Origin of the sequence: Alkalithermobacter paradoxus (genome assembly GCA_002029295.1) — a bacterium.
In the GTDB taxonomy this organism is placed as follows: Bacteria; Bacillota; Clostridia; order Peptostreptococcales; family Peptostreptococcaceae; genus Alkalithermobacter; species Alkalithermobacter paradoxus.
The window spans coordinates 133,244-159,072 of the sequence record MZGW01000004.1; the positions used below are offsets into that span (position 1 = coordinate 133,244).

The window sequence follows — 25,829 nt, forward strand, 5'->3', positions numbered from 1 at the left end:
AAGGGGTAAAGAAATGAGTAATATATATTTAGACAATGCTGCAACTACTTTTCCAAAGCCAAAAGAAGTATATGAATATATGATAAATATGTACCAAAATTATGGTGCTAATGTTGGAAGGGCAACAACTTCATATGATCAAGGTATAAATAGTATAGTTAAGGAAACTAGAGATATGTTGAAAAATCTAGTAAATGCAAAAGACGGTTATGAGGCTGTCTTTACACCTTCTGCCACTATAGCTTTTAATCAAATACTTTGGGGTCTAGACTGGAGTAAGATAAATAATGTATACATAAGCTATTTTGAACATAATGCAGTTCTTAGAACTTTAGAAGCGATAAAGAAAGATTATGATATAAATATTAAATTCCTAGAGTTTGAAAAAGATAATTGGAAATACGATTTCCAGAAAATAGAATATGAATTTGAAAACAGTTCTCCAGATTTGGTAATAATTAATCATGTCAGCAATGTTTTTGGTTATATATCTACGATAGAAGAAATATATGATTTATCTAAAAAATATAATCCTATTTATATTATAGATGCATGTCAGTCTATGGCATTAGTGGAGTTAGATCTATTAAGGTATAGATTTGATTTTGTTATATTTGCAGGGCATAAAACTTTATATGGGCCATTTGGCATAGCAGGATTTATTATGAATAAAAACATAGATTTGAAGCCGTATATATATGGTGGAACAGGTACTGAATCTATGAGTATGAATATGCCAAATGAACTTCCATCTAAATATGAAGCAGGAAGTTTAAATACATTAGCCATATTTGGTTTGTATAAAGCACTGAAGTGGATAAATGAAATAGGTGTTAAAAATATAAGAAAACAAGAAGAAATTATTACAAGAGAGTTAGTGAGTGTTCTCCAAAAATATGACTTTATTCAAACATATATACCTACTAACAATCATATAGGAATAGTTTCATTCAAAATCAAGGGGTACCCTGTTGATATTATGGGAGAGTGTATAGGCAAAAATTATAAAATAACATTGAGATATGGTCTTCATTGTGCACCCAATGCCCATATAGTAAGTAACACATTACCAGAAGGAACTATAAGAGTTAGTACAGGGTATTTTACAACGTTAGAAGATATAAGGAAACTGGATGATGCTTTAAGTGATTTAGAATACGAAATATAAATTATTAAGGAGAAAAGTATCATGAACAATATTGGGAGTGGATTTGTTAGTTACTTAAATACAATGAATAATGCTAGCAGTAACAATGAAAATGCACTAGCAGAATCTCAAGTTAAGAGTAAATATTATGATTATATAAAAGTAGATAGAAGACTAGGGAACTATATATATGGGGAACTATTTGAAAAAGAAAAGTCTAGTGCTGTAATACTGACAGGTCATGCTGGCGATGGTAAGACAAGCATACTTATACAGCTATTATACAAATTAGGGTATATGTCAAAAGAAAATAAAAAGCCATTAAAAGAAGAAGATCTTGTTTTAAATAAGTTTTTTTATGTTAAAGATATGAGTGAATTAAATGAAACAAAACAGCAAGAAATGTTAAAGGAGTTTTTAATACAACCTAGTAAAAACGTATCTTCACTTCTTATATCTAACACAGGACCTTTATTAAATACATTTAGAAAAGTAATTAATGATGATACAAAGTTTGAAGAATTTGAAGATAGGTTGTTAAAACAATTAGATAGTAACAATTTAGAAGATATACAAGTAGAAATAGGTGATAGTGTCCAAAGTTTTAAAATAGTAAATATGGCTAAGATAGATAACACATATTTAGTAAGAGAGTTGTTAACTAAAATTTTACAAGAGAATCTATGGGAAAAATGTATATATTGTAAAAATACAGATATGTGTCCTATAGCTTTTAATTATCGAACTTGCGTAAAGAATATAGATAGAATTATAGATTTTATAGAAAGAGCTTATACTTACCTTAAGGAAAATGAATCGAGATTAACTGTAAGACAAATGGTATCACACATATCTTTTGCTCTTACAGGAAATTTAACTTGTGAACAAATAAATGAGAAATTAACTCATGATAAAGAAGCACTGTTTGATTATGCTTTTCCTAACCTATTCTTTGGCTATAAGGGGATTGAATTTATAAAGGAAAGTTATAACATAAAGGCAATAAAAGAACTTTCTAAAATAGGTATAGATCAAATTTCGCTATCTAAAGACCATAGCTTATTTGTAAATGAAGATTTCGATATGTTCGATGATGAAGTTAGATATATATTAGAAAATAAGTTAAGAATTAATATAGAGAGCTTAGGAATAGAAAGTTACAATTCTATGCAGTTAAGAAGAGCGTTTAGAAGGTTCTATATGATATTAAGCAATATTAGTAGTGAAGAATTCAACACGATGATTTCAGAAATATTTTCTGATGCTTTCAAGGAATATTATAATTTAATGAAAAACAGAAATTTAAACTCCCTAGAAAGGAAGAAATTGAGAAATTTGATATTCGATGCTTTATACAAAATTTTCCTAGGTGTTTATAACAAAAATAATGATATTTTATATTTAACCGTCAAAAAAGATTTTGATGATATACAGAATGTACAGTTGATCCTAGGAGAATTCAATAGAAATAATATAAATGTATTTAATCAATCCAGTGAAGATACAATGAAAGAAAGCGGAGAAACAAATAAGCTGTATTTCAGAATTGGAAGTGATAAAAGAGATTGTTTTGAAATAACATACCAAATGCTTAAATATTTCATGAGAATAAATGAAGGTGAGATATTTACTAGTCTAAATCCAAGCTTTACATTTGGATTAAATAAAATAAAATCAAGACTTTTAAAACAGTGTAGAAATGAAAATTATGATAGTGAAGAAATAAAGCTACTATTCTTAAATAAAGATAATATAAGAACAATGAATATTCTTATAGAGGATTCAAAACTCTTTGCAGATAGTTAGGGGGGATGATGTATATGACATACTATAAAGGAGTTTTTCCGAATTTAAAACTAGAGAACAACGAAGTTCCTGAGGTCCAAAATCTCCAAATACAAGCATATGGAAGAAGAATAAGAAAAGACCAAACTGTACCAGAATATCTACTTGAATTTTTACTCATGTATATAGGTACAGGTTATAAGCTTGATCAACCTGAAAATGATGGAGTATATCATACTCAACTTAAATATATAACAAAACCTAATATAGGACTCAAAAGATTTATATTCTTTGAAAAAAGCAAGCTTGAAAATAGATTCGAAATAGATAGACATGCATATGAAAAGTTAAATAATTTACTTATGGAAAATATAGAGACATCTATACGTAGTAAAGAGGATGTACTGAAAGTTATTCAAGACTTATATTATGGGTTTTCAGCCGTTACTAAAAATAGGGGATGGTTTGCACAATCATTAATGCCGGTATGTGAAGAAACTGTGTTTGCAGAAGCAATGGGAAAGAAAACTAAAAGAAAAAATAAATTTAGGCATATAAATTCTTTAGATGATCTAAGTGGGAAAGAGATGCTTGAAGTTGAGAAAGGATTTGAGTTTGGAGAGCATAATTTCATGGCGAGAGGTGGAGAGGTATATTTTTTACATATTCTTCAAGGATTACGACAAAAACCTCAGTATAAGGAGAGTATTGAACAAAATTTAAATGCACTTCTTAAATCTTTTCCACAATTCTCTAGAATATCAAATTGGATAATAGATACATGGAGTAAATATCTAGAAGAAAAAAATGTTGATACAAGAACAAGTCTGAAGGTAGAAATGAAGTCTCAATGGATAACTGAAAGATATAAAAGAAGGTCAGAGTATACAATAAGAGAGCTAAATAACTTGCTTATGTGTGAAACTTCTGAGTTTGAAAAAATAGATCTATTAAACGTAGGGATAGTTTTGCAGGTACTGAGAATGATGGTAGAATCTGCTGTATGTATAGCTGAGGATAAAGCAGAGTCTAATCCTATGTGGCTAATTCACATCACCTCCAAATCAGATGCAGATCAAAAAATCAAAAAAGTAGCCTCTGAACATTATAAGGAACTAGAAGAAAAAATGGAAATAGCTATATATAAAATGCTAGAAAACAAGAAAAAATATCTTGAAGATAACGAGAAAGAAAGGAAAAAAAGTGAAAAAGAAAAAACTGACTTAGCCCTTTTAAAAGATGCTAACGAAGATTCATTTAAGCTGCTGAGAAAATTAGGTAAAGATATAGGACTAATAGTGCCTTTGAAAGGAGAAGGAATGAGATTCACATTATCTGATTCTTTAATAAGATTTCTAGTACTTTCTTTAATAGAACCAGAGCAAAAAATGACATTAGATTCTTTCTTAAAGAAACTATATAAGCATTATGGAATAGTTATAGGACCAAGGGAGTATGACTTATATGAAAGGGACAATAAAATAAATATTAATAAGGATATGTCATATTTAAGCGATAATTTAATAGAATTTCATAATTTATTAAGAAAGAATGGTTTTTTAAGAGAACTCTCTGACGCAACTTCTATAGTTGAAAATCCTTATATGAAATTGGAGGGAGATTCAAGTGAACTCGTATGTGAGCCTTGTTAAAGAACTTATACTTAATGAAATAGGAAAAGGGAATAAGATTAACATTATAAAGCTAGAAAACTTTATACATCCTAAAGTATATTACGAAGTATGCTTGTATTTTAGAGGGCTGCTAAAGAATAAAAACATAGACTTCAAAGCAAGGTTATCTAAGGAAAAATATGAATTTTGGAAAGGTAATCCAAACTTTTCTTTTGTTCTAAAGGAAATGGATAAAGAAGGATTAATTGAGAAGGAAGAACATTTAACTAAATGGAGAAATCACTGTTTTAATAATAATATAGAGAACTGCGTTGTATTTTTAATGGGAACAGAGTTAGTTGAGGATCAAGGAGGAATAGAAGACTTCTATAAAATAAATCCTCATATAATAGAAAACTATGTAGGAAACAAGTACTCAGTAATGTTCCAAAAAAATAAGTATATAGAATCATTGAATTTATCAAGTCAATACCTAAATATACTAGATAATATATACAAAAATATATTTATTCATATACCTAAAGATTTATTTAATTTAAGTGAGTTTATAGATTCTCTAGAGTATATAGAAGATAAGGATGAACTTGTTAAGTATATATTTGAAAATTTAAATGAATGGTGGGATTTACCTAATGTAAGGAATATTCTTAGTAATCCTGGTCTAGACAATTTAGAAAACAAAAAAATAGATTTATTAGACAAGGCGTATAAGTTTGTAAATAGAAGTATAATATCTAAATATCAAACAGATAAAAAAATATTGAGCTTGAGGAATACTGCTGATAAATATTACAAAAAACACGAAAATGAAATAATATCAGAATTTAACGAAAAATTCCCTGGATATAATGATTACTTCGAAGTTGTAGAAGATATTATAAATTATATCCAAGGTATAAAAATAGGTGAAGTAAAACAAAAATTATTTAAGTGCAACTTTACAGATATACTAGGCATATTAAATTATAAAGAAAGCACAGTTAAGGCGACACATAATAAGGTTCCTAAAATATATGGCGATCCATTTAGGGCTATATATCTTCCTATATTAATAGAACTTAATAATCTACCTGTTGATTTAAGAAATGATATAAATAAAATCAGGGTAAATATACAACAAATAAGCTTGGCAAATACAATATCAGAATCAGATAATGAAGATAGTGATCTAAAAATAAAATGGAAGAATATGTGCAGATTTTTAGGGGGAATAGAAACGTTATTTGAAGATTTAATGTTATCAAATTGTAATGGAGAAATTATTGAACTAGAAGTTTACTCAGAAATATCTTCAAATGAAGATACATATCCATTCGATATAAAAAATGCAGGAGATCTTCTAAAAAAAGGCATTCTTAAGAGTGCATCTGCTAGTGAACAAAGGTCGAAAATAACTATGGAATATGAATTCTATACTGAGGGAGATGAAGAAGCCATTGAAATATCAGAATATGAATGGCATATATTTGAGACTGATTTTTGGGCTAATACATATAATTTTATAGAAAGTAGTTTTGAAGATTTTATAAAACAAGATAAATTTGTACCTATAGGTATATGTAAGGAACTAAATAGTGTACTGGATATTACAAATGAAGAAGAAGTAATATATTCTATTAAGGATTTAGAAGTTAAATATAAAGATGTTATAGAAGAATTAAAAGGAGAAAATGACGAATTAATAGTAAGATTACATGATATAGGCGAGACATTTAATAATGTCATAAATAATATAAAAGAAAATGGATTGTTTAATTCAATTAAAAATACAGGAATGATACAATTCATAGGAAAATATAATGAATTGCTAGATTCTTTAATATGTAATCTAAGAAATGGGGAACATTTAGAGTTAGCTAGAATATTTTCTAAGTCTTTTCTATTAATAAATGAGGATAATATATACTCAGATCATACAACAGGAGCACTTATGATGCCATATCATCCTGTAATGATAGAAAAAATAATAGAAAGATATAATTATTTAGCGAATGGGTTTGCAGAAATATTTGAAGAACTAAAGCTGTCTAAAACGGACAAGTATAAAATAAATATAATAACGAATAAATTTGATAGACTAGATCAACTAGCTACTATAACATTTGGTTCTAGTATATTAATTGGAGAAGATAATAAATTTGTACCTTGTAACTCAACATACGGATTTTACTCGTTATATGGTAGTTCAAGAAGTGATGTTAGCTCTTCTAAGAGTGTGGATTTTGGTATTAACGATGAAGATTTTACTGGTACTGTGCAAAGTAACCCAGTATCTACTTATATATCAAGGGTTATTGGTGATTATTTAAATACTTACCCTTCTAAAATAGATGGAATAAATATATCATTCATAGAACCTAAACACTATAAGAATTTAATAAGTGGATTACATAATATAATAATCAAGCTTGAAAAAGAAAAATTAAATGTAAAAATAAATGTTCATATATACACTAATGACTATAAATGTAACAGCAAGAACTATATAAAGTATTGGTTAGAAAATAAATTTACAGAAGAAGATAACATAACTGTAAAAGCTCATATAAAATATATAGATTTTTCTAGTTCTATAGATAACATAAAAAATAGCATATCTAAATCAGATTTAATTTTTGTAGAGAATGTTCTTGATATGGAAGATATAAAAACTGAATTAGTTAATGATCCTGTAAAAAAAGATATATCTCAAAGTAGGTATCCTTCTGTGTATTTACCTATACCATGTAATGAGGCTAAATCAAGAAAAGTTTCTATAACCCAAACACAGTTTGAGGTAGAGTACAATCATACAAAATATATGACATATATGCAAAATAAAAATGTAAAAGATGGTCAATACAAAGCTGTGAAAAAAGTAGTTTTGAAAAGTAATATAGAACAATTAATAGAAGGTCTGCATGATATAGGTACATGGATAGTTATAATAGATGAAAATATAGATGTAGATATACTTAATCTTAAAAATAATAAGATAATAGGATTTTCAACAGGAAATGGATATTTTGGTGAATTGAATACCACAATATCAACTAAACAAGAATATCTAAATGATCTAAGGCAATTTTTAACAACTAGGTTAAGGCATAAATTTAGTAACTGGAAGGCAAAGCATATAGAAGATGCAGCACAAGAGTGTATAAATTACGCTAAGTATTTAGATGGATCTGAAATATTAAAAGCTATAAATCCTAATGATGAATCTATAAACAATTATTTAGCCTATCTATTAACATCAAAATTTGAAAATATATTTGAAAATAGTTCTGATAAATTTTATATAAGGAAAATTATAAGTTTAGATTCTCACAGTCATTTATTTGATAATCAACTTGAGCTATCTAAAGAAAAAAATATAAATTCAAGACCAGATTTTTTAATACTAGAAGTGGAGAAAGAAAATAATAATTTGTTAGATAATGAAAATATAAAAATAAAAGCTAAGATATTAGAATGTAAATTAGCCAAGGCCAACGACATCCACATACAAAAAGCAAAAGATCAAGTTTACGAGGGATATCGTAGACTATCTAATATATGGAACGCAGATAGTCATTCAGTTGAGAGAAGATTTTGGTTTAATCAGCTATATAGATTACTAGCATATAATAGCACCATAAATAGAATAGAAAATAAAACTGAAAGAGATTTATTAATAAATAAACTAACAGGAATTAATGAAGGGAATTTCGAAATAGAATTTTATAATTATGAGTACACCTATTGGGTAGATACGGATTTTGGTACCCATTACGAAGAAGAAATAGACAACGTTGACGATGTAGATATTAATATATTTAAGTTTAGTAAGAACTATATAAAAGAGCTTCTAATAGGAGTAGATCAGAATGATGAGGAGTTATCAGGAAAAGAAGAACAATTTGTACAAAGCAGTAATAAGATAGATGATATAAATGTACAAATAGGAACTTCTAGAGAAGAATATGATACCCATGATAACAGTGAAGAATATTATGATGTAGCTGTTGCTGAGAATGAAGAAGTTTTAAATCAAGATCCATTAATAATAGATACTGAAATATTAGAGTTATTTAAGACCGGAAGTAAAGAAGCTATTAAACAAGAAGAAGAATCTATTAAATCAAAACTAAATACGCTGAAAAACCAATTAGAAATTAGGAAAATTCGTATAATACCTCATGATTATATAATTGGCCCAGATATAGCTAGAATAAGAGTACAGTTGGCTGCAGGTGTTAATTTTAGTCAAGTTGAAAGATATGCTGAAGAAATGAAATTATGGTTAGGCATAAATGAACAACCGTTATTATTTATAGCAGATGGACATGTAAATATAGATATAGTGAGAGAAAAAAGACAAACTATAAGAATGAAAGATATATTATCTAAGATTAATAAAGCTTCAGATAAATATCAAGACATTAAGGATAAATTTTATATACTATTAGGTGAAGATGTGTTGGGAAATCCTAAGTTAGTAGATATGAGTGATTCTAATAGTCCACATCTTTTAATAGCAGGACAAACAGGAAGCGGAAAAAGCGTATTAGTAAATGTAATACTATCTTCTATTATGTCTATGTACACTCCGGAAGAAGTTGAGTTGATTTTAGTAGATCCTAAGTTTGTAGAACTTACTTTATTTGAAGATAGTGAATACACAAGAAATAGACAAGCTGCAACTGAACCTGAAGAGGCTGTAAACTTATTGGATGAATTAGTAAGTGAAATGGACTCCAGATATAGATTATTTAAGTCTAGCAGAGCTAAAAACATAACAGAATATAATAAGAAAAATCCAGATAATAAATTAAAGAGAATACTTATGGTATTTGATGAATATGGAGCTATGATAGAGTCAAGTAGTGAAGTTAGAGCTAAGCTAGAAAACGCTATAAAACAACTATCTCAAAAGGCTAGAGCTGCAGGTATACATATAATTATATGTACACAAACACCTAAGGCAGAGATAATAACTACGACTATAAGGAATAACTTAACAGCTAGAATAGCACTTAAGGTAATAGACTCTAATGCATCTAACTTGATATTAGATACAAAAGGAGCAGAGTCTCTTTTAGGTAAAGGGGATATGTTGCTTAAAACAGCGGATACTTCAAACTTAATTAGAATTAAATCACCATACATAGAGGAAGATGAAGTTGAAAGCGTTGTAAAATATTTAAATAATAAGTTTAAGGTGGAAGATAATGAGTAATACAACAAAAGGAAATTTAAATTTTCACGAAAGTTTTTGTTTGGAACTTGAATATATAGGGAAAATACTACAAATTGCAGATAACTATGGTTATTTAACAAAAGAAGAGGTATCAGAATTAACAGGAATACCTACAGGGGATAAGTCGGGTAAAGTTGAGCCGCATATATATTATGCTAACTATATGAATCTTATAGATGTAAATAAAGATGGGGGTAAGTACTTACTAAAAAAAACGGATTTAGGCAACTTAATATATAATGAAGATTTGTTTTTAGTTGAAAATGTAAGTAAAGCTATGTGTAATTACTTTCTAAATTCTGAACGATTTGGAGCCACTATGTGGTTTCAAATCTTTAGAATTATTACAGATAAGTATGGAGATGTAATAAATGAAGAAGTTTTAATAAATGAACTAAAAGATATGAATGGTATAAAAATAAATTTAACGCCGTTTAGAAGCACATACAGAAACGATAATTCATTGAAATCACTACATTTGCTTGAAATAATAGATGAAGATGCTAGGAAGGTTAAGTTTAACAAAAATAACATAAATAAAGATTTAATGTATGTATATAGTTATACATTATTGAAGGAATTAGAAGCTTTAGATGTAAATAGACAAGAATTTACTGTTAGTGAGATAATCGAAGATATAAAATGGCATAGGGGATTTTGTTGGGATGAAGAAGTTGCAATGAATGTTTTAGATGAACTAAGTGATATGAGGATACTTAGTCTAAATAAACAATTAATCCCTGTAACAGTTATAAAAAATATAAATAGTGAAGATTTACTTGATAAAGTATATTCTTTACTATCCTAAAGAGGGTATAGAATGGAGATGATCATATGGCGAAGATAAAAGATATTATATCTTTAAAAAAGGATATAGTATTTGGGGGAGCTGTTCAAACAGACTGGTATTACGATAAGAGCAAAGCAAAGACAATATCACAAAGCTTTATATTTCATGGACCGCAATTTTTTGGAGTAACACAAGATGATGTAGAATACAAAACTCATAAGCTAATGGATACATGTAGTTTCACAAATCTGATAGCTAATAAGTTAAATGATGATGAAGGAAATTCAATAGTTCTTACAATAGCAGGATATGGAACAGGAAAATCGCATTTAGCAGTAACCTTGGGTAATTTATTTTCTCATGAAAAAGAAAGTGATATTTATAAGGACATAGTTAGTAATTTAAGGTCAGCAGATATCGATATATCTGAGAATATAGAAGACAAAACTAGTAAACCAAACTTAGTTATAGTATTAAATGGTATGAAAGATTTTAACTTAAATTATGAGATATTAAGTACTGCAAAGAAAGTATTGAGTGCATATGGATATGGAGAGGAGATATTCTCTGAATACACTAAAGCCTATAATATAGCTCAAACATTCCTAGATAGAAACTTTGAAAATTTTAAAGATAAGTTTTTAGAAAGCACATCAAAAAGAGGCATAAATGTCATAAACCTAAAAAAGCATCTAATGGAAAATATATATAAAGATGAAATTTTTGATTCTATAAATGATGTATATAGTTACGTGACTGGAAGCCCTATAAGGTGGGACGAAGGCATATCTTCAGCCGATGTATTAGGAAAATTAGTAGATAAAATGTGTGGTACGAGTGGACATTTTAATAAAATATTGATACTATTTGATGAATTCGGAAGATATATAGAGTATGCATCGGATTATCCAAATAGAGCAGGAGATTCAGCTCTTCAACAAATATTTGAGGTAATTCAAGATAGCAACAACAATATATTATTTATAGGGTTCATTCAATCAGATTTGAAGACATATTTAGCCAGAGTAAACAAAACTTCAAATATAAGTAGATATATAGGAAGATATGAAGCTGGAGAAAAGATATATCTTTCTTCTAATTTAGAAACTATATTTGCAAATTTAATAAAACCTAAAGATATAGATTTATATTCTAATTACATAGAATCTAAACTAAGAAATGAAAAAGTAGAACAAAAAAATAAGGTCTTATTTAATAAGATAAATGAATGGATACCAGGAGCTAAAGGCAAGGGGGTATGGAATAATTGGGAGAAGTTTAGCAATGTTATATTAAAAGGAGTGTATCCATTTCATCCTATAACAACATGGATGCTTTCATATCTTTCTGACTGGTACCAACAAAGATCAGCTATAAATTTTCTAATAGGATGTTTTGAGAACATAGAAGAGAAAGAGATAACTGAATTTGGAGATTTGCCAGTAGTACTTCCTATAGATATCATAAAAGGAGATTTCTTTAAGGAGTTATTGCTAGCTGAAAGTGAAGGAAGACAAAAAAGTGAATACTGTACATTATACGATAGAATATATATAAAATACAAAGATAAACTAAACAAAACTGAATTAGATATTTTATCAGGAATATTAATATTAAAGCTTGGAAAATTTAGGACATCAAATAAGGAAGATGTACTGTTAGCTTTAGAATATATAACTAACATAAAAAGTGAATTATTAGATGGTATTTTAACAAATTTAGAAAACAATTATGGAATGATAGCATATGATGAAAAAACTGCTACTTTTGATTTTATAGAAGATGCAACAGGGATAAATGACTTTAATAGATTTATAAGAAGAAAAAAATCAAATCTAGAAAGTATTGATCTAGAACTATTACTAAACAACGATATAAAACAAAAATTAGGGATAAATAGTTATATACTAACTGATTTTGGAGCTAGAAATAATATAAAAACAAGTGAATGGCAATATGAACAAGATATAGTAACATCAAAGAGAATAGATAATGTGTATGTCCAAAACTTAATAAATGACTTTAATAATTCAACAAATCCGAGTAAACCTAAAGGCAAAATAATATATATATATAATAACAAAGATAACAATATAGACGAATTAAATAAGCTGAAGGATTTATATAATCAATATAATTTAGATAATTATCCTATAATATGGATACTACTAGATGACAGAGAAAATGACCTATATAACTTGTTAATAGACAGCAGTATAATACCTAAGTTTACTCAAGAAGAAACTATGAAGTTTGCTAAATTCATGATGATGTTTACTGAAAAAGTAAATGATGGATTAGTGCGTCAGTTTAATAATATGCTTCAAGAAAGAAATGTGTTCACTAATGAAGGACTAAAAAAGAGTTCGCTGAGAATAAAAAATATATGCAATAAAAGATTTGAGGATCTGTATAAAAGGATAATATCATTTCCATTTGAAGGGTTTGCAAATAAAAATTTAGGTGCTCCTAAAAAAATACATGCAGCTATCAGTAAAGGGATATTATCTGGACAGTTAAATTATCAATGGATACAGCTACAAAATAAAGATATAAAAAACAGAATAGATATAGTATTGAGAAATAAGATGGTTGGCTGGGGTGTTCTAGATGATGAATTCAGAATAATTACTCCTAAGAATATAAATTTAAAAAGTATTTATGATGAAATAAGGAGTATGTTTGATGGGAATGAGGTTAACTTATATGATTTATATAAAAAATACACTCATCCCCCATATACCTTTAATGACTATTCATTCGCGTTAGCTATAGCAATATACATAGCAGTAGAAGGTATAGAAATAAAGATATTCAAAGGAAACAAACCTATAAAGACTATAGACTGGGTGACTGAGTTTTACAAAGAAAAGGATTTAGATTTCAAATATCTTAAAGATTGTAAGTTAGTAAAAGTTGATTTAGGTGAGTATTTAACTAGGTATAAAGTTATATGTGATAAGATAGAAAGAAATACTGATATAGATATATGTATAAAGTTAAAGTCTGAGTTATACCAGTTGTTATCTGAGGAAGAGCCACCAGAGGAATTTAAGTTAAAGGTGGAAGGGTGTAAGATGTTAATAAACCAAGGTGAAAAGCTATACAATAAAACTAAAATTTTTATAGGTGAGATGAAACATGATCTAGAAAAAGGGATAAGAGAATTAGATTTTAAGCACATAAACAAAGTTGCTTTAAAGTGTGAAAAAATAACTCCAACCATAGAGGAGGGATTATCTTATCAATATAGTGAAAAGTATATGACTATATTCGGAGATTTACTTGATAAGGCTAGAGATTTTATAGAGAAAGAATATGTAAATTTCTTAAACAAAAATGCTAAATGCTATAGTATTGCTCAGGTAACGGGGTATGAAAAGTGGATGAAATTACTCGCTGAGGATTTAAGAAGTTTAGGATACGATGATTATGCTAGACTTACAATAAATAAGCTTGAAGAGCAATTAGATAATCTAGATAACATTAAGAAAATACAAACCATAAATGAAAATGTGAAAAACTATTTAGATATAGTAAAGCCTAGTGAATATTCAACCCAGGAAGAACTTTTACAATGGAAAAAACAGGGTGAAGAATTAATAGATATAGTAAGATATCATGATGTATTAGATAAAAATGATAAAGAAGCTTATATAACAAGCTTAGAAACAAGATTAGAAACTAATAATAAATTTTTACACAATATAAACAACAGCATAATGGATATAATAGATAGAGCTCTTGAAGTAACTTCTATTAGAGAGGCTAAGAACATTATAAATGAAATACAATATGTTATGTCTAAGAAGTTAAGACCTATAGACAGGGAAGAAATAGAAACTATAGGACAAGTTGTTCAAAACCTGATTAAGGACATAGAGGAAATGGATAACATAGATAAGTTTAATATCAAGATTGATGAAGCAAAATTATTAAAAGGTAAGTATGAAGAGTTTGAGGATATTGTAGCTGTAGAAAGTATAATAAATAGTTATATACAAAGTATAAATGACAAAATAGATGAACTAAATATCAAGTGGATAAATATGCATTTAGGATTTGATATAAAAGATATAGATAGTTGGGACTCTGACATGTGTTTTAGATGGATTAAAGAAACAAGGGGTACTCCAGAATATCTTATAGATAGTACTGTGAGTCAATATAATGAGTATAAAAACAAGGTAGATAATAGAATAAGCAGTTTAAATATGGATAGTATATTAAGTATGTTTAGAGATCTCTCTTTAGAAAAGAAAGAAGAATGTATAAGTTTGTTATCTAATATATTAGAAGAATTGAGTAGTAAAGTAAATTAATGTTAGATTATATTCTTTAGGCACTTACTAATAGATATTAGTAAGTGCCTTTGCTAGATAGATTCGATATATTCATAACTAGATTATGAAGACTTTGATAGCCAAACTGCTACAGAACCATCAATTGAAATAAAGAAAAGAGTAGATGTTGCAAGATTTGTACTGCTATTTTGATAAGACTTGCAAAAGATTTTTCAAAGCAAATACTTAGTAAATACAAACTAAGTTCACGAAGCTATTACAAGACGAAGGACAGTTTTATGGATATGTTTGAGGTGGTTATTTAAAATATGACTTAAAGGGGGATAATGTCGTGAAGACAATCTTGAAAAACGGCAAGATATATGTTGAAAAAAACAATTTCAAAGAAGCAATCCTTATAGAAGATGGAACTATAAAAGAAGTTGGTAGCAATGATGAAATACTTAAAAATAACGCTGATAATATAGTAGACCTTAATGGCAAAACTGTTTTGCCAGGATTCAATGACAGTCACTTACATATCACATTAGTTGGTGATGGAATGAGCTGTTGCGATTTAACAAAGGCAAGATCAATAAATGACGTTATTGAGCTAGGAAAGAAATTTATACGTGAAAATGAAGGAATAAAGGCTTTATATGGTCGTGGGTGGAATCAAGACTATTTTACTTGTGGTGAAAAGCGTATACTCAATAGATTCGATCTAGACAAAATATCCACCGAAATTCCAATTGTATTTGATAGAGTATGCATACACCTTGCAGTAGGCAACACAAAGGCACTAGAGATATTAGGTGTAGATGAAAATACTGTTGTAGATGGTGGAGTTATTGATACGCTAAATGGTATATTTACTGAAAATGCTACTAGCTTACTCCGCTCTGTTATACCAAAAAAAAGTGATGAAGACATAGAAAGAGAGTTTTTGATGGCTGCAAATTATGCACTCAGTCTTGGCATAACTTCAGTACAGTCATGTGATATTATGGGCGAAGATTTTGAGAGAATGTTTAGGATTATAAATAATATCTACAAAGATAAGAAAGTAAAGTTAAGATATGGACATCAATATAATTTTCAGGATATAGATGACTTTAGATCTTATATTGAAACTGAACATAAAACTGGTAAATATGATGAAAAGTTCTTATCAAAAGGTGCACTAAAACTATTTAAAGATGGTTCATTAGGTGCTAGAACTGCTTTAATGCTAGATGATTACAAAGATGATCAAGGGAATAGGGGTGTGGCAGCACTAAGTGATGAGCAGCTACAAAAGTTATGTGATTTAGCAACAGAAAATGGAATTAGGGTAATAACTCATGCTATAGGTGATGGAGCTATAGAAAGTGTAATAAATGCTTATGAAAGTACTATGAAAGATGGCGTGAACCTTCTTAGACACGGTATAGTTCATTGTCAAATAACAAGTAAGAAGCAACTTGAGAGAATTGCTAAATTAAATATTCCTGTTATGTATCAGCCTATTTTCTTAGATTACGATATGAATATTGTCGAAGATAGAGTAGGAAAGGAACTTGCAAGTACATCTTATGCTTTCAATACTTTATACAAATTAGGAGCTCCTGTAAGTTTGAGCACAGATGCTCCCGTAGAAGAGTGTAATCCATTTTCAAATATCTACTGCGCTGTTACAAGACAAAGTATATCAGGCAAGCCTGTAGGAGGATTTTATCCAAATGAAAAGATGGAGCTTGAAGATGCTATTGATGCATATACATATGGAAGTGCTTTTAATGAGTTTAAAGAAGAATTTAAAGGAAGATTAAAACCAGGGTATGTAGCAGACTTGATAGTATTAGACAAAGATATATTTACTATAGATGAAAAGTATATAAAGGATATCAAGGTTGAAAAAACAATGGTTGATGGAGAGTTTGTTTATGATTTGTAAGAGCTAGAAAAGAAGAAGTATAAAAGATATTGACATGACGTTTGAAAATATGATATATAAGAATTAGTTATTAGCACTCTGTGAAAATGAGTGCTAAATGCATTTAAAACATTATTGGAAGGGAGAGTTTAAATTGGAGAAAAAACAGTTTAAGGCAGAATCTAAGAGACTGCTAGATATTGTGGTTAATTCAATTTATACTAATAGGGAGATTTTTTTAAGAGAACTTATTTCTAATGCTAGTGATGCAATTGATAAAATCTATTATAAGACTTTAGTAGATGATTCTTTAGTTTTTGAGAAAGACAATTACTATATAAAGGTAGTTCTGGATAAGAAAAATAGAGTATTAAAAATTATAGATACTGGTATAGGTATGACTAAAGAAGAATTAGATGAAAACCTTGGAACTATAGCAAAGAGTGGGTCTTTACAATTTAAAAAAGAAAATACATTAAAAGATGGATACGATATAATTGGGCAGTTCGGTGTAGGATTTTATTCAGCATTTTTAGTAGCTGATAAAGTTGCTGTTATAACTAAGGCATTTGGTAGTGACAAAGCTTATAAATGGGAATCTCAGGGTGTAGACGGATACACTATTGAAGAATGTGAAAAAGACTCTGTTGGTACAGAAATTATACTTAATATAAAGGATAATACTGAAGATGAAAATTTTGATGATTATTTAGATGAGTATAGATTAAGATATATAATTAAGAAATATTCAGACTTTATTAGATATCCAATTAAAATGGATATGAATAGAAAAAGACTTAAAGATGGCAGTGAAAATGAATATGAAGATTATATAGAAGAAGAAACTATAAATAGTATGGTTCCTATATGGAGAAAAAATAAAAATGAGCTTACTGATGAGGATTATAACAATTTCTATTTTGAAAAACACTATGGATTTGATAAGCCAATAAAGCATATGCATCTGAGTATTGATGGAGCAGTAAGATATAATGCAATTTTATATATTCCAGAAAAAATTCCATATGATTTTTATACTAAGGAATATGAAAAAGGTCTAGAGTTATATTCTAATGGCGTTTTAATTATGAATAAGTGTGGAGATTTACTTCCTGATTACTTTGGATTTGTTAAAGGTATAGTAGATTCAGAGGATTTATCTCTTAATATATCTAGAGAGATATTACAGCATGATAGACAGTTAAGATTTATAGCTAAGAATATAAAGAATAAAATCAAAAAAGAATTAGAAAATATGCTAAAGAATGAAAGAGATAAGTATGAGATTTTCTATAAATCATTTGGAAGACAACTAAAATATGGTGTATATAGTGATTTTGGGGCTAACAAAGAGGATTTACAAGATTTATTAATGTTCTATTCTTCAAAAGAGAAAAAGATGGTTACTTTAGATGAGTATATTTCAAGAATGCCTCAAGAACAAAAATATATCTATTATGCAGCAGGGGAGTCAATTGAAAGAATTGACAAGCTTCCACAAACAGAAATTGTATCAGATAAGGGGTACGAAATACTGTACTTTACAGACGATGTAGATGAATTTGCTATAAGAATGATGATGAAATACAAGGATAAGGAGTTTAAGTCTGTATCAAGTGGGGATTTAGGTATAGAAAGTGAAGAAAAAACACAAGAATCTGATGAAAAAGAGAATAAAGAATTGTTTGAAGCTATGAAAGATATATTATCAGAAAAAGTAAAATACGTTAAGTCATCAAAGAGATTAAAAACTCATCCAGTATGTTTATCAAATGATGGTGATTTGACAATTGAAATGGAAAAAATACTAAACTCTATGCCTACAGGTCAGAAGGTTGAAGCAGATAAAATATTAGAAATAAATGTAAATCACGATGTATTCAAATCTTTAAAAGAAGCTTATGAAAGTGATAAAGATAAGTTTAAATTGTATACAGATATACTATACAATCAAGCATTACTTATAGAAGGATTAACGATATCTGATCCTGTGGAATTTACGAACAACATATGCAAAATAATGAAATAACATTTATTAAAGAGCAGGAATTTCTGCTCTTTTTTTATGTAGAATAATAAATGTTTTAAAACAAATAATAATAGTAACTAGTATAAATAAAAAGAGGTGTGTATTGTGAAAAAATTACTTTATATTACTTGTAACTCTAAACCAGAAAGCATTTCAGCAAGTAAAACTGTTGGTAGAGAATTTATAAATGCATTTCTAGAGATAAATAGTAACCTAGAATTTAAGGAATTAGATCTTTATCAGATGCATATTCCAAGGCTTAAGCACACGTATTTTGACTGCAAAAATGGTGTAGTCGATTCAAAAAATAATGATAGCTTATCACAAGATGAAAAAAGAGAAATAGATAATATAATCCAGCTTGCGACAGAATTTAAAGATGCAGATATTTATGTAATAGCAGCTCCTATGTGGAATCTAATGTTTCCTGCACCACTAAAAGAGTATATTGACTGTATAATACAAAATGATATTACAGTAAAAATAGATGCAGATAAAATTAGTGGCTTACTAGATGATAAGGAAAGAAGCATGATTTACATTCAATCTTCAGGAGGAGGAATTCCTTGGCTTTTAGATGGAAAGATAAATCATGGTGGAAACTATCTAGAGGATTTATTTAAATTTGTAGGTATCAAAAATTTCCATGAAATTCTTGTTGATAAAACAGGATACACAGGTGATAAACAGCATGAAGCTGTTGAAAAAGCTAAAGAACAAGCAAGAGCTCTAGCACAAAAGCTTTCATAGATTAAAGCCCCTATCATAGGGGCTTTAATTGTGATTTAAAATACTATTACATAATAAATATATTTTACATTGATATAGTTTATAAAATATGTTATAAAACATATGTATATAGATTGTCTATAATATTGTAGTGCTAATCACATTTTATTAAATATTAATAAAGTGGATATGAAATGAAGGAGAGAATAAAAAAAATATGGCTGCAAAATACAGAGTAATAGTAGATACTTTAGAAAAAGAACTTATAGAAGGGGTTTATATTGAAACGAAGAAGATACCAACAGAAGAAGAACTGATGAGTAGGTTTGGGGTAAGTAGAAATACTATAAGAAAAGCTATAGAAGTTTTAGTAAGCAGAGGCTATTTGTATCAAGTTCAGGGAAGTGGAATATTTGTAAGAGAAGCAGCTTTTAAAGGATATGTTAATCTTGAAAGACTTAAAGGATTAACTACAGATTTTCCTACTAACAAAATTGAAACTAAAATAATTGATTTTAAGCTGACACATGCAGATAAAGATTTAGCCCAAAAAATGAGATGTGAAGAAGGAAGCTCAGTTTATTTTGTTAATAGATTAAGAATGGTTGATGGTAAGCCGTTTGGAGTGGAGTATTCATACTTTAATAAAGCTATAGTTACATACCTAAATGAAGAAATTATACAAAAATCTATATATGATTATATTAGGTATGATCTTAATTTAACTATAGGTTTTGCTGATAGAATAATATATGCAGATATAATAAGTGATAAAGATGCTAAAATTTTAGGATTACCTAAAAATAGTCCAGCTTTAATAAATGATAATATAGTATTCTTAAATAATGGGGAAGTTTTTGATGTATCTAGGACTATACACCATTATAGAAATGTTAAATTATTAAAATTATCTAATTTTAGAGAGTAGATGAATAAAAAAGGATCTTAACTAAAAAACTTAGTTAAGATTCTTTTTTTAGTTGTGTCGAAAAAAAGTGTTTACAAAACGGGAAAACGATAGTACAATAATATCAAGAAATATTTGTACCAATAAATTTAATACATACCAATAAATAATCAAGCATACATTAATAAAAAGGAGGAGCTAACATGTCACAAAATATATCAATGGAGCAAATATTCACAATAATAGGTCTAGCAGGAGATGCTAAAAGTGGGTTTTATCAAGCATTCGAATTAATTAAGAATAATGAATACGAAGAAGCAGAAAAACTAATAAAGGAAGCAAATGAAACTTTAACACAAGCACATAGAATACAAACAGAATTAATAACTTTAGAAGCGCAAGGGAATAAGTCAGAAGTAGGTGTTATTCTTATTCACGCACAAGATCATTTGATGAATGCTATTTTAACAAAAGAATTAATAAATCACATGATATCAATGCAAAAGCAAATTAATGAATTAAAAAAATAATATTTAAGGAGGATACCAAAATGATAAGAATAGGGTTATTTTGTGCAGCTGGAATGTCTACAAGTATGTTAGTTGAAAAAATGAGAAAAGTAGCAAAAGAAAAGGGCGTAGAAGCTACTATAAATGCTTACCCAGAATCTGAAATGGAAAAAAGAGTGGAAGAAATAGATGTAGCTTTATTAGGTCCTCAAGTTAAATTTATGCTATCTAAAGCACAGGGCATATGTCAGCCAAAAGGAGTGCCTGTTCAAGTAATAAATACGATGGATTATGGAATGATGAATGGAGAAAAAGTTTTAAATGAAGCTATAAAAATGGCAAATAAATAAGGCAGCATAGGAGGATTACAAAATGAGATTTCCAAAAGACTTTTTATTCGGAGCAGCTTCAGCAGCTTATCAAGTTGAAGGTGCATGGAATGAAGATGGCAAGGGTGTTTCTAACTGGGATGTATTTTCTAAGATACCAGGAAAAACTTTTAATGGTACAAATGGAGATGTGGCAGTAGATCACTATCATAGATATAAAGAAGATATAAAGTTAATGGCTGAAATGGGATTAGAGTCATATAGATTTTCAATTTCTTGGCCAAGAATAATACCAAATGGAGATGGTGAAGTAAATCCAAAAGGAATAGAATTTTATAATAATGTAATAAATGAGTGTTTAAAGTATGGTATAGTTCCTTTTGTAACTCTTTATCATTGGGACTTACCTCAAGTGTTAGAAGAAAATGGTGGATGGACTAACAAAAAAACTATAGATGCCTTTGAAAGATATGCACAGGTTTGTTTTGAAAGCTTTGGAGATAGAGTTAAACACTGGATAACTTTCAATGAAGCTGTTGTATTCTGTTCTTTAGGATATTTAACTGGAGCTCATCCTCCAGGTATAGTAAATGATGTAAAGAAGTATTTCCAAGCTACACATAATGTATTCTTAGCTCATGCTAAAGTAGTAAACAATTATAAAAAACTAAAGCAATACGGAGAAATAGGAATAACTCATGTATTCGCTCCAGCTTTTAGTGTAGATAATGAGCCAGATAACATATTTGCAGCAAAACATGCTAATGAGTACAATACTAATTGGTATTATGATCCAGTATTAAAGGGAGAATATCCATCTTATGTAGTAAATCAGTTGAAAGAAAAAGGATGGCTTCCAGATTGGACTGAAGAAGAACTAGAAATTCTAAAAAATTCTGCAGATAAGAATGATTTTATAGGGCTAAACTACTATCAGCCAGGTAGAGTTATGAAAAACTACGAGCCTGTAGTAGAATGTGAGCATACTAGAGAAAAGTCAACAGGAGCTCCTGGTAATGCATCATTTGATGGGGTTTACAAAACTGTAATGATGGAAGATAAAAAATATACTAAGTGGGGATGGGAAATATCTCCTGAAGGATTATTAGATGGACTAAGAATGTTAAAAGAAAGATATGGAGATGTAAAAATATACATTACAGAAAATGGACTTGGTGACGAAGACCCTATAATAGAAGGAGAAATAGTTGATATTCCTAGAATTAAGTATATAGAAGAACACTTAAAAGCTTGTAAGGAAGCGATAAAAATAGGAATAAACTTAAAAGGATATTACGCTTGGTCAGTGATAGACTTATTAAGCTGGCTAAACGGTTACAAAAAGCAATATGGATTTATATATGTAGATCATAATGATAACTTAAATAGAAAGAAAAAGTTGTCATTCCATTGGTATAAACATATAATCGAGACGAGGGGAGAGGAATTATAATGAATAAGATAGAAAAAGTATTCGAAAAACTGATGCCTTACTTCTTGAAATTTGCTAATTCAAAGCCAACATTGGCTATAAAAGATGGATTTTTATTAACGATGCCTCTTACATTAGTAGGATCTATATTCTTACTAATAGGTTGCATGCCAATACCAGGATGGGATAATATAATGACTAACACATTTGGTGCTGGTTGGGCTGATCCTATATGGCAAGTAGTAGGATCTACATTTGATATACTCGCACTAGTAGGGGTTTTCGGGGTAGCTTATACTTATGCTAAAAATGAAGGTGTGGAAGGTATTTCAGCAGGAGTTTTAGGAATAGTTTCTTTATTAATAGTAACTAATAGTTTTGTAATAACTGAAGCAGGAGAAAGAATAGGTGGAGTTATACCTAAAGCATACATGGGTGGAAAAGGTATGATATCTGCAATAATTATAGGTATATCAGTTGGATATATTTATAGTTGGTTTATTAAAAGAGATATAAGAATAAAAATGCCAGAAGGAGTACCACAAGGTGTTGCAAACGCATTCTCAGCACTTATACCAGGTTTTGCAATAATAACATTATCTTCAATTGTATTTTTAGTATTCGATAGATTAGCAGGAGTTTCTTTCATAGAAGTAGTTTATGATGTTTTACAAACTCCAATACAAAATATGACAGATTCACTAGCAGGAGCAATACTAATACCACTATTAATATCTTTATTCTGGTGGGGAGGTATACATGGTTCAGCTATAATAATGGGAATCATGGGGCCTATAGTTACAGCTAATGGACTTGCTAATCAAGCAATAATTGACAGTGGAGCTGCTTTAGTAGTGGGAGAAAATGCAAAGATAGTTACAGCACAGTTTGTAGACCAATATTTAACATTTGGTGGTGCTGGATTAACTTTAGGTCTTGTTTTAGCTATGATTTTGCGTGCTAAATCAGCACACTTAAAACAACTTGGGAAACTATCTATAGTACCAGCACTATTCAATATAAATGAGCCAGTGTTATTTGGTATGCCAATAGTATTCAACCCATTAATGTTAATACCATTTATAGGTGCACCATTATTATCAAGTTTAATACTATATACTTCAATATCATTAGGATTTATGCCTCCATTTGGTGCAGTAGTTGTACCATGGACAACACCACCAATTATAGGAGGATTTATAGTAGGTGGATGGAAAGGTGCTTTAATGCAAATTATAATAATTTTAATGTCTGCAAGTGTATACTATCCATTTATGAAAATGCAAGACCAAATATCTTACTCAGCAGAGTTAGAAGAATCAGACGCTACTAAATAGATTATATAATATTAACAAGTATAGAATAGATTTATGTATGACCTACATAAGTCTATTCTATTTTTCAAAGGAGGACAAAATGAAACAGTATTTAGGAATAGATATCGGTGGAACTTACATTAAATACGGAATATATAGTAGTGATGGAGTTAAAATAAAAAGCTCAAAGGTAAAAACGTGTCTAGAAAGTTTAGACAGTTTTATAGATACATTAGTAGGAATAATAGATGATAACAAAAATGTTGATGGAATAGGTATAAGTATGCCAGGTTTTGTAGATGTAAATACTGGATTTATCTTAGATGCAGGAGCAATAAAGCCTTTACACGGAAAAAACCTAAAAGAAATCTTACTAGAAAGAACAAATAGATATGTAGATATAGAAAATGATGCAAACTGTGTAGTACTAGCAGAAAAATGGATGGGAAATGGTAAGGATTACTCAAATTTCTTGGCTCTTACAATAGGAACTGGAATAGGTGGAGGAATAATAATAGATAATAAGCTATATAGAGGCCATAAATTTATGGCAGGAGAATTTGGTTATATGATAGTTGATGGAATAAATGAAGATGGACGTGAAAATTCAACAGCAAGCTTAGTAGCATCAACTCAAGCTCTAGTTAAACAAGTAGCAAAAGTAAAGAATATTCCATTTGAAAAGTTAAGTGGAGAAAAGATATTTGAACTATTAGAGCAAAATGATACTGATGTAGTATGTGTTTATAACAAATGGATAGAAAGACTTGCTTTAACTATATATAATCTAGTATATAGCTTTAATCCACAGGCAGTATTAATAGGTGGAGGAGTTAGTTCTCAAGCAAAATTGCTTGAGGATTTGAAAAATACTTTAGACAATTTAGATAGTAGAATTAATAATTTTGTAAAGATAAATACTTGTAAGTTTAATAATGAATCAGGACAGATAGGAGCTATATATAACCACTTAGTTAATAATAAAATACTTTAAATACAGTTTTCAAAACGCCTAGAGTTTAATTTTTATTCTAGGCGTTTTTGTTTGCTAAGATTAAATTGAAGAAATACGTTGATACAATGCATATAAAACCTTAAGAAAACAGTTTTTTCTGATTCTTGAAAGATAGTTTTAAATATATACTAAGGTTTATGATTTACTTAGATATTAACTTAATAAGAGAATACTTAGATACATTAGTATTTAAATCTAAGTTGATTAGTAAAAATAAATAATTGAAGTTAATATGGAACATGTAGAATGATGTAGAAAAAAATGGAAAAAATATTATTGACGATATATATATATATATATATATAATTGATATTAACGATACTGTCTTAGGCATATGAAAATCCTTGACAGTACCTTGTTATAGTAGGAGGTGTTATTATGAGATTACCATTGTGTAACAATACATTTTCTATAAAAATTGATTGCAACAATGACATTATTAGCAGAGAAGTAGATGAACTAAATAAAAGAAGTTCTGCACCATCGGCTTTTAATAATAATGCATTAGCTACAAGTATGGCAACATCTGATATAATTCAATACATGGATGGGAATTATCAACAAATAAAATCATTAAATGCTCGATTTGGAGTAAATAATGTTACCTTTGAAACGTATAAAATTGATACATATATTGATAAAAATTGTGAATATTGTGGAAGTAATGAAAATAGTAGTAGAGCCACGTATTAAAAAAAATATATATGTCTATTACGTTTCATTGGTACTTCTTACAGTTGCTATTTCATTACCACATTCTGTATTGACAGTTTTACTATTGTCTAAAG

Annotated in this window: 16 protein-coding genes; all 16 read left to right on the top strand. The window is 28.7% G+C overall.

What is annotated here, in order from left to right; all coding sequences use genetic code 11:
- Positions 1–13: 13 nt before the first annotated feature.
- The 16 genes from CLOTH_RS06950 (at position 14) to CLOTH_RS07025 (ending at position 25,734) form a co-directional block, all read left to right on the top strand.
- Positions 14–1,168 carry an aminotransferase class V-fold PLP-dependent enzyme gene (locus tag CLOTH_RS06950; RefSeq protein ID WP_079412456.1) on the top strand — a complete coding sequence of 385 codons (1,155 nt, stop codon included), beginning with the start codon at positions 14–16 and terminating at the stop codon, positions 1,166–1,168.
- 21 nt (positions 1,169–1,189) lie between these two features.
- Positions 1,190–2,953, top strand: coding sequence for a hypothetical protein (locus CLOTH_RS06955; RefSeq protein ID WP_079412458.1), 1,764 nt, complete (start codon positions 1,190–1,192; stop codon positions 2,951–2,953).
- Between the two features lie 14 nt (positions 2,954–2,967).
- Positions 2,968–4,584, top strand: a complete 1,617-nt coding sequence (locus tag CLOTH_RS06960) for a hypothetical protein (protein WP_079412460.1) — start codon at positions 2,968–2,970, stop codon at positions 4,582–4,584.
- Complete coding sequence (locus tag CLOTH_RS06965; RefSeq protein ID WP_079412462.1) at positions 4,559–9,766, top strand: DNA translocase FtsK; 5,208 nt, start codon at positions 4,559–4,561, stop codon at positions 9,764–9,766. The genes CLOTH_RS06960 and CLOTH_RS06965 overlap by 26 nt, the downstream gene beginning before the upstream one ends.
- Positions 9,759–10,595 (top strand): hypothetical protein, encoded by an 837-nt coding sequence (locus CLOTH_RS06970; RefSeq protein ID WP_079412464.1) that lies wholly within the window; start codon positions 9,759–9,761, stop codon positions 10,593–10,595. Before CLOTH_RS06965 ends, CLOTH_RS06970 begins: the two co-directional genes overlap by 8 nt.
- A gap of 26 nt (positions 10,596–10,621) precedes the next feature.
- Positions 10,622–14,899 (top strand): hypothetical protein, encoded by a 4,278-nt coding sequence (locus tag CLOTH_RS06975; protein WP_079412466.1) that lies wholly within the window; start codon positions 10,622–10,624, stop codon positions 14,897–14,899.
- 313 nt (positions 14,900–15,212) lie between these two features.
- Positions 15,213–16,796 (top strand): amidohydrolase, encoded by a 1,584-nt coding sequence (locus CLOTH_RS06980; protein ID WP_079412468.1) that lies wholly within the window; start codon positions 15,213–15,215, stop codon positions 16,794–16,796.
- A gap of 133 nt (positions 16,797–16,929) precedes the next feature.
- Positions 16,930–18,804 (top strand): molecular chaperone HtpG, encoded by a 1,875-nt coding sequence (gene htpG, locus CLOTH_RS06985; protein ID WP_079412470.1) that lies wholly within the window; start codon positions 16,930–16,932, stop codon positions 18,802–18,804.
- Positions 18,805–18,909: 105 nt separating this feature from the next.
- The gene (locus CLOTH_RS06990; protein WP_079412472.1) at positions 18,910–19,554 is read left to right on the top strand and encodes an FMN-dependent NADH-azoreductase; all 645 of its coding nucleotides are present in this window, start codon (positions 18,910–18,912) and stop codon (positions 19,552–19,554) included.
- A 196-nt stretch (positions 19,555–19,750) separates the two neighbouring features.
- Positions 19,751–20,461, top strand: a complete 711-nt coding sequence (locus CLOTH_RS06995) for a GntR family transcriptional regulator (protein ID WP_079412474.1) — start codon at positions 19,751–19,753, stop codon at positions 20,459–20,461.
- A 182-nt stretch (positions 20,462–20,643) separates the two neighbouring features.
- On the top strand, positions 20,644–20,970 hold the full coding sequence (locus CLOTH_RS07000; RefSeq protein WP_079412476.1) for a PTS lactose/cellobiose transporter subunit IIA: 327 nt from the start codon (positions 20,644–20,646) through the stop codon (positions 20,968–20,970).
- Between the two features lie 20 nt (positions 20,971–20,990).
- A complete protein-coding gene (locus CLOTH_RS07005) occupies positions 20,991–21,299 on the top strand; it encodes a PTS sugar transporter subunit IIB (RefSeq protein WP_079412478.1) in 309 nt (102 codons plus the stop codon).
- A gap of 22 nt (positions 21,300–21,321) precedes the next feature.
- Positions 21,322–22,731 carry a glycoside hydrolase family 1 protein gene (locus CLOTH_RS07010; protein ID WP_079412480.1) on the top strand — a complete coding sequence of 470 codons (1,410 nt, stop codon included), beginning with the start codon at positions 21,322–21,324 and terminating at the stop codon, positions 22,729–22,731.
- Positions 22,731–24,047 carry a PTS sugar transporter subunit IIC gene (locus CLOTH_RS07015; protein ID WP_079412482.1) on the top strand — a complete coding sequence of 439 codons (1,317 nt, stop codon included), beginning with the start codon at positions 22,731–22,733 and terminating at the stop codon, positions 24,045–24,047. Before CLOTH_RS07010 ends, CLOTH_RS07015 begins: the two co-directional genes overlap by 1 nt.
- 79 nt (positions 24,048–24,126) lie before the next feature.
- The gene (locus tag CLOTH_RS07020) at positions 24,127–25,020 is read left to right on the top strand and encodes an ROK family protein (RefSeq protein ID WP_158080483.1); all 894 of its coding nucleotides are present in this window, start codon (positions 24,127–24,129) and stop codon (positions 25,018–25,020) included.
- 399 nt (positions 25,021–25,419) lie between these two features.
- Complete coding sequence (locus CLOTH_RS07025) at positions 25,420–25,734, top strand: hypothetical protein (RefSeq protein WP_079412486.1); 315 nt, start codon at positions 25,420–25,422, stop codon at positions 25,732–25,734.
- Positions 25,735–25,829 lie beyond the last annotated feature (95 nt).

Bases quoted from the DNA above. Each gene is read 5' to 3' on its own strand.
- CLOTH_RS07020 (WP_158080483.1), top strand. From the start codon at position 24,127: ATGAAACAGTATTTAGGAATAGATATCGGTGGAACTTACATTAAATAC.
- CLOTH_RS07025 (WP_079412486.1), top strand. From the start codon at position 25,420: ATGAGATTACCATTGTGTAACAATACATTTTCTATAAAAATTGATTGC.
- CLOTH_RS06955 (WP_079412458.1), top strand. From the start codon at position 1,190: ATGAACAATATTGGGAGTGGATTTGTTAGTTACTTAAATACAATGAAT.
- CLOTH_RS07010 (WP_079412480.1), top strand. From the start codon at position 21,322: ATGAGATTTCCAAAAGACTTTTTATTCGGAGCAGCTTCAGCAGCTTAT.
- CLOTH_RS07015 (WP_079412482.1), top strand. From the start codon at position 22,731: ATGAATAAGATAGAAAAAGTATTCGAAAAACTGATGCCTTACTTCTTG.
- CLOTH_RS06960 (WP_079412460.1), top strand. From the start codon at position 2,968: ATGACATACTATAAAGGAGTTTTTCCGAATTTAAAACTAGAGAACAAC.
- CLOTH_RS07000 (WP_079412476.1), top strand. From the start codon at position 20,644: ATGTCACAAAATATATCAATGGAGCAAATATTCACAATAATAGGTCTA.
- CLOTH_RS06970 (WP_079412464.1), top strand. From the start codon at position 9,759: ATGAGTAATACAACAAAAGGAAATTTAAATTTTCACGAAAGTTTTTGT.
- CLOTH_RS06975 (WP_079412466.1), top strand. From the start codon at position 10,622: ATGGCGAAGATAAAAGATATTATATCTTTAAAAAAGGATATAGTATTT.
- CLOTH_RS06950 (WP_079412456.1), top strand. From the start codon at position 14: ATGAGTAATATATATTTAGACAATGCTGCAACTACTTTTCCAAAGCCA.
- CLOTH_RS06995 (WP_079412474.1), top strand. From the start codon at position 19,751: ATGGCTGCAAAATACAGAGTAATAGTAGATACTTTAGAAAAAGAACTT.
- CLOTH_RS07005 (WP_079412478.1), top strand. From the start codon at position 20,991: ATGATAAGAATAGGGTTATTTTGTGCAGCTGGAATGTCTACAAGTATG.